This window comes from Blautia sp. DFI.9.10, from assembly GCF_024461705.1.
GTDB classification, from domain to species: domain Bacteria; phylum Bacillota; class Clostridia; order Lachnospirales; family Lachnospiraceae; genus Blautia_A; species Blautia_A fusiformis.
On record NZ_JANGAA010000007.1, the window covers coordinates 66,494 to 79,361 of the forward strand.

At 34.8% G+C, this 12,868-nt stretch carries 13 protein-coding genes; all 13 read left to right on the forward strand.

Going from position 1 to position 12,868, the window contains the following annotated elements; all coding sequences use genetic code 11:
* The first annotated feature begins 147 nt into the window (after window positions 1–147).
* The 13 genes from NE671_RS06205 (at window position 148) to NE671_RS06265 (ending at window position 12,868) form a co-directional block, all read left to right on the forward strand.
* Window positions 148–519, forward strand: a complete 372-nt coding sequence (locus NE671_RS06205) for a hypothetical protein (RefSeq protein WP_021651281.1) — start codon at window positions 148–150, stop codon at window positions 517–519.
* Window positions 520–521: 2 nt separating this feature from the next.
* Window positions 522–1,085: a dTDP-4-dehydrorhamnose 3,5-epimerase gene (gene rfbC / locus NE671_RS06210; RefSeq protein WP_021651282.1), complete on the forward strand. Its 564-nt coding sequence runs from the start codon at window positions 522–524 to the stop codon at window positions 1,083–1,085.
* Between the two features lie 15 nt (window positions 1,086–1,100).
* On the forward strand, window positions 1,101–2,036 hold the full coding sequence (locus NE671_RS06215; RefSeq protein WP_021651283.1) for an NAD-dependent epimerase/dehydratase family protein: 936 nt from the start codon (window positions 1,101–1,103) through the stop codon (window positions 2,034–2,036).
* 18 nt (window positions 2,037–2,054) lie between these two features.
* On the forward strand, window positions 2,055–3,071 hold the full coding sequence (locus tag NE671_RS06220) for a glycosyltransferase family 8 protein (protein WP_021651284.1): 1,017 nt from the start codon (window positions 2,055–2,057) through the stop codon (window positions 3,069–3,071).
* Between the two features lie 4 nt (window positions 3,072–3,075).
* Window positions 3,076–4,053 carry a glycosyltransferase family 2 protein gene (locus NE671_RS06225; RefSeq protein WP_021651285.1) on the forward strand — a complete coding sequence of 326 codons (978 nt, stop codon included), beginning with the start codon at window positions 3,076–3,078 and terminating at the stop codon, window positions 4,051–4,053.
* Between the two features lie 11 nt (window positions 4,054–4,064).
* Complete coding sequence (locus tag NE671_RS06230) at window positions 4,065–4,778, forward strand: acyltransferase (protein ID WP_256163782.1); 714 nt, start codon at window positions 4,065–4,067, stop codon at window positions 4,776–4,778.
* 388 nt (window positions 4,779–5,166) lie between these two features.
* On the forward strand, window positions 5,167–5,988 hold the full coding sequence (locus NE671_RS06235; RefSeq protein WP_021651287.1) for a glycosyltransferase family 32 protein: 822 nt from the start codon (window positions 5,167–5,169) through the stop codon (window positions 5,986–5,988).
* 20 nt (window positions 5,989–6,008) lie between these two features.
* Window positions 6,009–6,968, forward strand: a complete 960-nt coding sequence (locus NE671_RS06240; protein ID WP_044961433.1) for a glycosyltransferase family 2 protein — start codon at window positions 6,009–6,011, stop codon at window positions 6,966–6,968.
* The gene (locus NE671_RS06245) at window positions 6,965–8,263 is read left to right on the forward strand and encodes an O-antigen ligase family protein (RefSeq protein ID WP_021651289.1); all 1,299 of its coding nucleotides are present in this window, start codon (window positions 6,965–6,967) and stop codon (window positions 8,261–8,263) included. Before NE671_RS06240 ends, NE671_RS06245 begins: the two co-directional genes overlap by 4 nt.
* Complete coding sequence (locus NE671_RS06250) at window positions 8,260–9,369, forward strand: polysaccharide pyruvyl transferase family protein (protein WP_021651290.1); 1,110 nt, start codon at window positions 8,260–8,262, stop codon at window positions 9,367–9,369. The genes NE671_RS06245 and NE671_RS06250 overlap by 4 nt, the downstream gene beginning before the upstream one ends.
* A gap of 13 nt (window positions 9,370–9,382) precedes the next feature.
* Window positions 9,383–10,795, forward strand: a complete 1,413-nt coding sequence (locus NE671_RS15930; RefSeq protein WP_256163784.1) for a lipopolysaccharide biosynthesis protein — start codon at window positions 9,383–9,385, stop codon at window positions 10,793–10,795.
* Window positions 10,796–10,797: 2 nt separating this feature from the next.
* A complete protein-coding gene (locus NE671_RS06260) occupies window positions 10,798–11,772 on the forward strand; it encodes a Coenzyme F420 hydrogenase/dehydrogenase, beta subunit C-terminal domain (RefSeq protein WP_021651292.1) in 975 nt (324 codons plus the stop codon).
* Window positions 11,773–11,899: 127 nt separating this feature from the next.
* Window positions 11,900–12,868, forward strand: a complete 969-nt coding sequence (locus NE671_RS06265) for an acyltransferase family protein (protein WP_256163802.1) — start codon at window positions 11,900–11,902, stop codon at window positions 12,866–12,868.

Consider the following 12,868-nt stretch of genomic DNA (forward strand, 5'->3'; position numbering starts at 1 on the left):
TACAGCGGTTATAAATGAATTACTTTTGAAAATAAAAGAAGAAAAATTGATCCCGCTGAAGGACTGGGGGATCAATTGTTTTTAGCTGTGGCATCACTGACTCCTATTGTAAACGTTGACATTCTTATTGTTAAAGAGTGAAAGGTTTTGCTTTCATGGAGAGATGATGAACAATGCGGAGCTGGATGGCATTTGCCAGGAGGATGTGTCCGATTAAAAGAAACCTTAGAACAAAGACTTCATGTCTGTGCTAAAAGTGAACTTGGTACAGATGTTCTCTGTGATATGAAACCCGTATTAATTACGGAGAATATTGAGCCAAAAAGAGATAGGGGGCGAACCCATTTTATTTCGTTCCTTTATCAGTGTGTGCTTGTAGATAAAGTTCAACTTCGACTGCTTGACAACCAAGAAATAAAAGGTCATCTTGGCTGGTTTAATCATATACCGGAACATTTCCTTCCGGTTCAAGATTTTTATCGAGAGACGATAACTAAGATTTTAGAACAGGGGGATTAGTAATGCCTTTTGAATTTAAGAAAACCGAAATTGAGGGTTTAATGCTTATAAAGCCACATATGTATCCAGACGAGCGCGGTTTGTATAAAAAATATTATGAAAAAAATATTTTTGCAGAGAATGGTATAACATGTGAATTTACAGAAAGCAGTGATTTATATTCTAAAAAGGGAGCTTTAAGAGGGCTTCATTATCAAACAGTGGATTCGCAAGCAAAACTTATACACGTCATATCTGGTGTTTTATTTGATGTAGCTCTTGATTTAAGAGAGAATTCTCCGACCTTTGGTCAATACCATACTGAGCTTTTAAAGGCTGAAGATCAATTTGTAACATATATCCCGGAGGGATTTGCTCACGGATTTATTTCGCTTACTAATGATACGATTTTCTCTTATCAGTGTTCGGGAAGGTATGTTCCGTCAGCGTGTGGAGGTATTCGTTGGAATGATCCGGAATTAAATATCCCATGGCCGCTTAAAGAATATGGGGTAGAACATATTATTGCAACCGAGAAAGACAAAAATTGGCCAACATTAGCTGAATATATTGAATTAAGAAAGTAACGGAGGAGCGGAGTGATGAAAAAAGCAATTGTAACAGGAGCAACAGGATTTATTGGAAAATTTCTCGTAAGAGAACTTGTGAAACAGAATGTGGAAGTCATTGCAGTTGTGCGACGGGGAACAAAAAATCTTAATACGATCAATGCTTTGCCGGTAAAGATAGTGGAGTGCAACATTGCAGATTATCATATGCTGCCTGATATGATTGCTGATCGAGATATTGACGTTGTCTTTCATATTGCCTGGCAGGGAGTATCTGATCTGGATGCTCGAAACGAAGCGATTCAGATGCAGAACTTACAGTCAACACTTGATTTGATTGATGCTATGCATATTATGAGAATTGGCTGCTTTATTGGTTGCGGAAGTATGCATGAAGCAGAGTCGCTGGTTGAGATGAATGAAGATAAAGTGATTTCGAACCTTGGGTATATGTATAAGGCAACAAAAACAGCGGCTCACTGGATTGGAAAGGCAAAATGTGGAACTTATGGAATTCGCTTTTTCTGGCCTTTGATTAATACATATGGCGAAGAGGAAAGATCCGCTCGGCTTGTTAACACAATAATTCGTAAAGTTCTTCATGGAGAGTCGCCTGATTTATCAGCAGGAAATCAGTATTATGATTTTGTTCATGTTTCGGATGTCGCCAGAGCTCTTATTCTAATTGCAGAAAAAGGCGTGGATGGAACTAATTATACGATTGGCTCCGGTGATGCAAAACCGTTAAAGGAATTTTTAAAGATTGTTGGACAAGTTGCTAATGATTTACACGATGGTGAGCCAGTTGAGTTAGGGTTTGGAAAAATAACATCAAATGTCATTTCTTTACCGATAACAACATTTGATGTTACTAAACTTTATAAAGATACTGGATTTAAACCCTTGATTCCTTTTAGGAAGGGGATTGAGCGAACAGCTCGATGGATTAAAGAAGATGAAGGAATGTAAAGGATATACGGTGGGAAGATGGATATTTTGTACTCAAGTAGTGACAGCTATGCCTTTTTGACAGGTATTTCAATATTGTCATTGTTAGAAAATAATAGAGAGTGTGATGCTATCCATATTTATATTATGGATAATCATATTTCAGATATAAATAAAAATAAATTGATTGAAGTTGTTAAGGAGTATCGGCGTGACATCTCTTTTGTTCCGATGCCTGACATGAAAGAACTTACCGGACAAGAAATAGACACAAGAAGATGGAATATCAGTACTTTTGGCCGGTTATATATGGCAAGTGCATTGCCTGAAACAGTACATAAAGTTCTGAATATTGACTGTGATACTATTATTGTAGATACTATTGAACCATTGTGGAATACGGATATGACGGGAAAAGTATTTGGTGGAATGCTGGAATGTATTAATGACCGTTACAGACGTAATGTGGGGAAAAATGATGGCGACTATTATTTGAATGGTGGTATTGTGTTTTTGAATCTCGACGAAGTACGTGTTGGGAATTACGAAAGAAAATTCACGGATTACATTACAAAATACGGTAGCAGTCTAGCATACTTAGATCAGGATGTTTTGAATGGTGTTGTGGAACAAGAGAAGAAAGTAAAACTTCCTATGCGTTATAACACGCTTTCGATTTATTTTTATGCTACATATGAGCAGGTGCTAAAAATCAGGAGATCGAAAAGCCAAGATTTTTACAGTAAAGAAGAATTTTCAGAAGCCATATCAAACCCCGGCTTAGTACACTTTACAACATGTTTTTTGGATGGTCTAAGGCCTTGGATAAAAGGAAATCAACATCCATATTTAAAAACTTTCTTAAAGTATAAAGAAATGTCACCGTGGAGAGATATTCCACTTCAGGAGGATAAGAGAAGTGGTTTGGTTAAGTTTAGAACTACGATGATTCGTAAAGCACCACGATTTGTACTTTGTGAAGTGGCATCTGTGCTGCATGGTGTCATAATTCCTGAGAAGAACTATAAACGAATGCAAGAAAGAGTAAAAGAGTGAGAAGATGCCAGAGTTTAGTATTATTGTCCCAATATATAAGGTTGAAAAGTATTTAGAGATATGTATTGACAGCATTATTGGACAGTCTTTTTGTAATTTTGAATTAATACTGGTTGATGATGGTTCACCAGATACCTGTGGAGAAATCTGTGATAGGTATAGCTCGTCAGACACACGTGTAAAAGTAGTTCATAAAGAAAATGGTGGGTTATCAAGTGCAAGAAATGCAGGATTGGATATTGCCACCGGTAAGTATGTCATCTTTATTGATAGTGATGATTTTTGGGATGATGCTAGTGCTCTTGAGCACATTCACATTAACCTTACAGAAACGGATGCTGACGTACTTGTATTCACTGCAAAGAGATACTATGAGAGTGAAGATAAATATACTTATATCATCACCTCAGACGTGGACAGGACGAAGATTATAGATAAAGATGTTAATGCATCAATCCGTTATATGATTGAAAATAATATTTATCGAGCAGCAGCATGGAATAAAGTGGTTAAAAAATCTATTATTGACAGCTATTCGATGAGATTTAAAGACGGATATCTTAGTGAGGACATGGATTGGTGTGGAGATCTCCTTCTTTATGCGCAACGGTTTGATTTTTATGATAATCCATTCTATGCGTATAGACAACAACGGAATGGTTCAATTACTGCTGGAAAAGCTGAAAAGTTAATCTCCGATAAGCTTTATATGTGTGAGAAAGGTTATAGACAGGCACTAAAGCTGGAGGACAAGGAAAAGACTGAATTGCTTGCTTCTTATTATGCATATGAGTATTCTGTTCTTCTAGGGGTATCTTCAGGAGTAAAGAATAGGGAACTCTTGAGTAAAGTTAAGAATCTGCAAATTTTATTGAATTATGACATTAGTAGAAAAGTCAAGAAAGTTAAAAAATTAAAAAAATATATTGGATATTCGTTAACAAGAAGAGCATTATGCTTTTTTGTCAAGATAAAGAAATAGGTGTGGAAGCTATGGAAAGAAAAAGAATTGAATATATTGATTGGCTGAGAATAATTAGTGCTATTGCAGTCATTGGAATTCATATAACGATGACACAGCCAAATAATTATTCAGTGCAGGAGATTGGAAAGAGCAATTATACCATACTTACATGTGTATATACGCTGATTCAGTGGGCAGTACCGGTTTTTCTGATGATCAGCGGTAATTTGCTTTTGCATTCAAATAAGCTGGCATTTACAAAGGTAAAGAAAATGAGCCTTCGAATGGGAGCGGTATTACTTTTATTTGGCAGTGCCTTTGCTCTTTTGGAACAAGTATTTGAAAGAAAAACATTAGAAATAGGAATGCTACCAAATTCAGTGCTGATGACTCTTCAACAGAAAAGTTGGTCGCATCTTTGGTATTTATATATTCTAATTGGTATCTACTTGATTCTTATTCCTTTGAAGAGATTTATCGATAATTCAAGTAATAGAGAAATTTGCATATTTACGGCGATATTAATTTTTGGAAACTTTGTTATCCCAACAATTAATATTGCCTTTGGTACGAAGATAGAAAATTATATGCTGTTTACGCAGTATGTAACATATGTTTTGCTCGGTTACATTATTGGTGGACTCCATGCTGAGGATAATGGCAGAGAGAAAAAAGCAATAGATAACATCACTAACCGGGGAGGGGTACAGCTCGGATTGTGGCTGTTTGCCTCTGTAATATAAATTATTATACAGTACGCTGCTGTTATGAGATGCGGAGAGGGCTCTGCATTGATTCTGGGAGATAGAATATTTACTATGATCCAGGCACTGTCAGTATTCTGTTTGTTCAAAAAATACATGGACAGTATACATGTGGGAAGACTAGCAAAATCAATCAGTAGGTGTAGTTTTGGCATTTATTTGATTCATCCGTTCTTTATCAATCTTCTATATAAGATGGTGGACATTACCCCTACTAATTTTCCTCTGTTAGGAATAGGATTTGCTATTCCGCTGTTATGGTTTATTGTGTTTCTGCTCTCTTGGGGAGCAACATTTATAATGTTAAAGATTCCGGGCTTGAAAGATCTTTTATAAGAGAATTAGTAAATTTAAAGGAGTATAGATTGTGATAACGAAAACAATACACTATTGCTGGTTTGGCAGAGGTGAACTGCCGGAGAAGGCAAAACAATGCATTGAATCTTGGAAAAAATTTTGCCCAGATTATGAAATCAAAGAGTGGAATGAAGATAATTTTGACATGAATAGTTGCGCATATGTAAAAGAGGCATATGAAGCAAAAAAATGGGCATTTGTAAGTGATTATGCACGTTTTGAAATCTTGTATAAATACGGAGGATTGTATTTCGATACAGATGTTGAATTAGTAAAATCTTTTGATGATATTGTTTCTAAAGGAACATTTATGGGGCTACAACCTGGGAAGAAAACTGTACATGGTATGGAGTATGAGGTGAATCCAGGACTGGGATTGGGTTCGGAACCGGGGGTTGAAGTTTTCAAAGAGATAATCGAGTTTTACCATCAATTACATTTCGTCACTGGAAATGGCGGTCAGAATATTAAAACAATTGTTGATTATACTACCGAAATTTTGAAAAAACATGGTATGGTTAATGCAAATATCATACAGCAAGTAGCTGGGATAACAGTTTATCCGGCAGATTTCTTTTGCCCGTTAGATTTTAATACCGGAGTCCTCACAACAACCGAAAATACACATTCCATACATCATTTTGTTGCGAGCTGGTTTACGCCTTTGGATTGGGCTATATTAAAAATTGAAAGAAAGTTTGGAAATGGAGGAAAAGGCAGATATCTTTTGGGGCAAATCTTAATGCTTCCTTTACGAATTGTACGTAAAGTAAGAAATGTTGGATTTGTTTCGGCTTTAAAAATTGGATTTGGTAAAATGACAATGAAGTGAGACGGGATATCAATATTATTATGAAAATCAGTATTATAGTACCAGTATACAATGCAGAAAAAACAATTGAATATTGTATAGATAGTATTATAACCCAGAAGACAAAATTCGAGATAGAGTTAATTTTGGTTGAGGACTATTCAACTGACAGATCGTATGAAATATGCTTAGCGTTGAAGAAAAAATATACTGAAATCAAACTCTATCGAACTAATGGTAAGGGTGTATCAGCGGCCAGAAATACTGGTTTATCACACAGTACTGGGGATGTTGTAGGATTCTGTGATTCTGATGATATTTATGAGAAAGATGTTTTTGAAAAGGTAAGGTTGTTTTTTGAGAATAAAGATATAGATATTGTAATCGGTGGATTTTATTACTCAAAAAAGGATAGTTTAAATACTGTTGTTCAAGAAACTCACTCTCATAATAGACAAAGAAATGTTGAAGGTCATTTACTATATAACATGATTCTTAATGATGGGCGTATTCTGGGTAGCGTTTGTAACAAGTTCTATCGAGCTGAAAGTATAAGGGATTTTTCTTTTTTAACGGAACTAGAATATTGCGAAGACTTGGTTTTTAATGCAGAGTTGGTAGAAAAGAATAACTTGAAAGCTGTTATTGTAGGATATCCTATTTATCATTACATAATAAATGAAGAGAGTGCAACAAATAATAAAGATAGATTGTTTACAAATGATTCGAGATTAAAATATATAGTTGCTCTCGAAAGGCTGCTAGGTGAGGCATCTGATAGGAAGTATAAAGCTTTTACTGAATATAAAATTGTCACTTTAGCTTTAGATTTTCTGTTCCATGACTACGTTGATGGAGAACGTAAATCCAACTTGAAAGAAGCAGTTGATAAATATAAGTGGGGATTTTTGAATACTATCATTGTAAATCTTCCGTTTGGAGGTTTAAAGTGGCTTGTTAAAGGCTTTATAGTTTCAATAAGGGGGTTGAGAGGAAATTGAAGATTAAGATTAGAGATATATATAATTTTATAGGAGTTTTTCTTCTTTGTGCACTCTATTTCTTTGAAACGCCAATTTCTCTTTTGGGGACACAATTATTAATAGTGTTGCAAATTGGTATTACTTTATGCTTTATAATGGCTGCATCAGTGCACGGAAGAATAAGTTATTCGAAAAAAGTCTATCCATACACACTGATGTGGATAATGATGATTCCGTTTTTTTTGTATGGACTTTTACATAGTGAAAAAATGGTTGTTTTTCGTATACTTTTTGGAATCATTGTTTGTCTATTTCTTGCAACACAAGACGACTGGATAAATAATTTAAAAAAGATGTTGCTGCTTTTTTCAGGAAGCGCCGTTTTTTTTACCTTTTTCTTTTGGCTGATTCCGAGTTTATACAGCTATGTTGTTGATTTTTATGGATATTATCCTCCTGGGACTGGACAGTTAAAATACGGATATAGAGCAGGAATAACAGCTCATTATTCACAAAACGGTATATTTATTGCTGTTTTTATCATGACGCTTGTAACTCTGATTCTTGCTGAATCAGCAAGAAAAAAAAGTAGATATACAAATAGGTTAAGACTAATAATTGCTGGGATAGCTTTTCTGGCCTTTCTGCTAAATGGTAAACGAGGTACTCTGGTTTGGTGTATTGTCGCAATTATCTTGACATGGTTTGTTTCGACAGAGCAAAAATCAAAATTTGTTACTAGATTGATTATTATAGCCTGTGTCAGCGTCGTCCTTCTTCAATTTGCGGTTGAGAATATACCTTCTTTGAATTTTATTGTAGAGAGATTTTCAGAGTTGGGCTCTGATAATAGTTCAACCGATAGATTTGCAATGTGGGGACTTGCAATATTGAATTTCACCAAATCTCCTCTGCTAGGTATTGGATTTTTGAATTTTCGAGAACAATATAGCACAAATTTGGCGGCACAGTTTATTCGTGATCTAACAGATATTTCATCGTATCGGCGTCTGGATGCACATAATGTATATATTCAGGTTTTGTGCGAAATGGGTATTATTGGATTTGTATTATATACTGGTGCCATTATTCTTTTACTTAAGTATACGATTAAAGCACTTAAATATTTCTCAAAGACACAAGAGTATCAGTATAAGTATGCTGCAATGCTGTCATTCTGTTTTCAGATTTTTTATTTGTTATACAGTTTGTCTGGAAACTGTCTTTATGATATGACATTTTATTTATATATCATTGCAATGGCTATAACTGGCGCACTTAATTTTAGGATAGATAAGCAGAGGTTAGAATGAAAAAGATAGGAATATTAACATTTCATAATGCATATAATTTCGGAGCGGTTTTACAGGCTTATGCGCTTAAAGAGTATTTGCAGAAAAATTCCAATTGCACTGTTGAAATTGTAAATTATAAGAACGAACAAATCGAAAAAGAAAAATCAAGATGGAAGAGTCTGTTCAACAACAATGTCATAAAAGAACTTGCACGCAATCTTTTGACGACACCATATTATTTGAAATTAGATAAAGTGTTTTCTAAATTTGTCAATAAATACTTGACAGCAGATAATGAAATTAAAAAGGAAGATCTGTCATCTCTCAAGTATGACCTATATCTTGTTGGTTCAGATCAGGTTTGGAATATAACTCTTACGGGAAATGACAAAACTTTTTTTTGTGATTTTGCAATGCCAGAATCCATTTGCTGCTCATATGCTGCAAGTATAGGCAGTTCTGCATTTTCAAATGAAGAATTACAAAATTACAAACAATTGATTGATAGATTTGCCCTTATTTCTTTTCGGGAAAAAGAACTGGTTTCGATTTTTGAAAAAATTGCTTCAGAGAAAAAAATATGTTCTGTTGTTGATCCTGTTTTTCTTTTAAAGCAAGACGAATGGAATACAATGGCTAGTTCTATTGTCAGGAAACCATATGTTCTATTCTTCTGCGTAGGATATAATGATGAATTAGATCAAACATTAGAATTTGCAAAGAACCTTGCTAATGAGAAAAACATGGAGCTGCTTTATTTGTCTAATCAAGACATATGGTATAAGCACCGAGAATTACACCATTGTGGAGCTGCATCACCATGTGAATTTCTTGGGTATATTAGAAATGCAAGTTATGTGGTTACAAATTCATTTCATGCAACTGCGTTTTCGATAATTTTCCATCGTGAATTCTACTCTGAAATCGGTCTTAAGAGAAATGGAAGAATAAAAAATATCCTTAATTTGACTGGCTTGCAGGATCACGCGATTAATCGTGGTATTAATAAGGAGAACACATTTAAAGGAAAAATAGATTGGTCAAAGGTTGATGTTCGTCTGAATTTAGAAAAAGAAAAATCATACAAATTTTTGCGGTCTGTAGTAGACTTGATAGAAAAGTAATGGGGGTAAAATAGTGAGTAGAAGTAAGGAACTTGTAAAAAATACGGCAATTCTTACAATAGGCAAAATGTGTACCCAGTTTGTAAGTTTTTTACTTTTGCCCTTATATACAGCTTTATTATCTACAGAAGAATACGGAATTGTTGATCTTTTTACAACATATATAGCATTGATTTTGCCTTTGGTCTGTTGGCAGTTAGATCAAGGAATTTTTCGTTTTATGATAGACTGCAGAGAAGATGAGACAAAGACTAAGGCATTATTCTCAAGTATTACATCAGTAAATGTTGTTCAAGCACTTGCAGTGGTATTGATTTATTTATGCTTACAACCGTTCAGCTCATCAGAATATAAGATTTATTTGTTGATTGGTGTAGTTTTAAACATCTTTTCAGGTTTATTAATGCAATTTGCCCGCGGATTGGGGGATATGCTGGCATATTCCGTGAGTAGCTTTTTAACCGCTGCAAGTACAGTGGTTCTTAATGTTGTTTTTGTCGCGGTTCTAAAATTAGGAGCACATGGCATGTTTATAGCTACTATGTGCGGAATTGCAATTAATTGTATATACTTGTTCTTTAAGTTAAAAGCATGGAAATATTACAAGCCCAAGCTAGTGGATTTATCGCTTATTAAGGAAGTTTGTGGTTATTCATTGCCACTTGTGCCTAATCAAATCTCTGGCTGGATTTTAAGTGCTTCTGACAGAACAATCATTGCAAAATTTTTAAGTGTTGCGGAGAATGGAGTATATTCTGTCGCAAATAAATTTTCAAATTTAGTGGGCACTTTTTACGGTTTTTTTAATTTGGCCTGGGTGGAGACTGTTTCAGTACACTATAATGACAGTGATAGAGACGAGTTTATCGGTGACATGATGGAGACAGTTTCTAACTTGTTTGTTTCGATATGTGTTGGAATTATTGCAATTATGCCTTTTGTATTTCCGGTCATGGTAAATCAACAGTATGGAAATGCTTATTATCAGATTCCGATTTTGCTGATTGCAGTTATCTTCCAAATTCTTGTAGGTTTGTATAGCGCTATATACATTGCATTAAAGAAGTCAAGCACTATTGCTAGAACAACAATTGCAGGAGCAATAATAAATGTTCTAGTCAACTTGGCACTAATTAGGTTTATAGGTTTGTACGCAGCATCTATTTCAACATTAGTATCTTATGCTAGTACGGCTTTATATAGAAGAATTGATATCAGAAAGTATATTAAAATTAAAGTAAATGTCAAAAATATATTACTCAATAGTGTTGCTGTTGTATTTGTTACATTGTCTTACTATTTTAATATTACTATTCTTAATGTAGCCGCCCTGGTGATTGCTTGTATATATGCAGTTGGAATAAATTGGAAGCTAATCAAAATGTTCTTTGCTGAAATTAGAAAATATAAGAAAGAGGGGAATTAGTTATGGAAGAGAATAATATGCAATCCCCTAAAAAGGTAATTTGCTGTAAATTAAAAGACACTGAGAAATTGATGGCAAGTCAGTCAGGTGGCGCCTTTACTGCAATTGCAACTGCGTTTTTAAAGTGCGGTGGAATTGTTTATGGCTGCGAAATGGATAACTCAAATCAGGCAGTCTATAAAAGAATAGATCATATAGAAAAGCTTGAAGAAATAAAAGGTTCAAAATACGTTCAGGCTAAATTGGGAAATACTTACGCAGGTATTGAAGCTGATTTGAAATTGGGAAGGATAGTGTTATTTTCTGGAACTCCGTGCTATGTAATGGCTGTAAAACAATACTTTTCGAGAAGCAAATTTTATTATAATCTCTATACAGTAGATTTAATCTGCCATGGCGTGCCTAGTCCTAGGGTATATAATAGCTATTTACACTATTTGGAAAGAAAAATGAAAAGTAAGATTAAAGAATTCATCTTTCGAGATAAAATCGGGGGGTGGCACAAGCACGTGGAAAAAATAATATATGAAAATGGCAAGATAGAATATAGAGATGGATACACGCAATTATTCTATACTAATTTACCATTAAGAAGATCGTGCGGTGAATGTCCTTTTTCAACGATAAAAAGATGCGGTGATTTTACTGTAGGTGATTTTTGGGGCGTTCAGGATGTTTTGCCTGAATTTGATGACAATAAAGGAGTTTCTCTTTTATTCTTTAATAATGATCGTGCACTTGAACGATTTGATTCATTTAAGGAAATGCTAAAATATCAAGAAATCTCTGTTACCGACGCGGTGCGGCAACCAAATTTAAAGGGACATTCTGTTATTCCTAAGAATGTTAATGCGTTTTGGAGAGACTTTCAGAAAAAGGGAATAGGATATTGTATTTCTTTTTACTCACCAGCAGGTATTCCATTTCGAATCAAGAGAAAAATTAAATATATTTATTCAAAAGTTACTAGAAAATAAAATATGGGTATGTTGATTATTGACAAAGCTGCAGAGGGGAAGATAATCTTGAGAGCAGAGCAGAGCAGAGCAGAGCAGAGCAGAGCAGAGCAGAGCAGAGCAGAGCAGAGCAGATAATATTGACATTCTGAAAGCGATATGTGCTTTCTTGATTGTTTGTATTCATGCTCCGTTTCCGGGAAAGTTCGGTGCATATTTTACGACACTGACTAGAGTAGCGGTTCCCATTTTCTTTATGATTACGGGATACTTTTATGGGGATACTGTTGCACGGCATAAGGAAAATCGACAGATCAGGAAAATATTCTACTTGGTTGTAAGGGCAAATTCAATTTTCTTTATTTGGAATATTGCGCTCGGTATCCTCAAAAGAGATAGCATAGTAACCTATGTCCGGAAAATTTTTACTGGAAAGAGCATTCTGAAGTTCTTGGTATTGAATGAATCACCGTTGGCAGGGCACCTTTGGTATTTAGGAGCAATTCTTTATGTGCTAGTGATTGTTCTGCTGGTGGACAGATTTAACTGCAAAAAGGTTTTATACTATTTAACTCCGGTTCTGCTCATTGCAGATTTGGTGTTTGGAAAGTATTCGCTGCTCATTTTCCATCGGGAGTTTCCGTACATATTAGTTAGAAATTTCCTTTGTGTAGGAATACCATATTTTTGTATTGGAAATCTCATCAGAGAAAAACGGTGCTCTGAAAAATGGAATAGAAAAATACTTCAGGTGCTGATTGTAGTTTTTACGATAACCAGTCTTGCAGAAAGATTTGTTTTGGTGAGTGCAGGATTGAATGCAACAAGAGATCATTATCTCAGTACGACTTTCTTGGCAATCTGTCTTTTTGTATATACTCTCAAGAGCAATTGGCATAATAAAGGATTGGCTGTAATTGGAAGGAAATGTTCCACATGGCTTTATATTATTCATCCGATTTTCATTACGGCCTTTTCAGTCGCAACAGGTAAGCTCGGCATAAAATCGATTTACAGATGCGTTGCACCGATTGTGACTTATTGTGCAACATTAACGTTCTTAATCGTTATGTGTAGACTTAAATCGCTTTTAGTAAAAAATAATCAAAGGAAATAG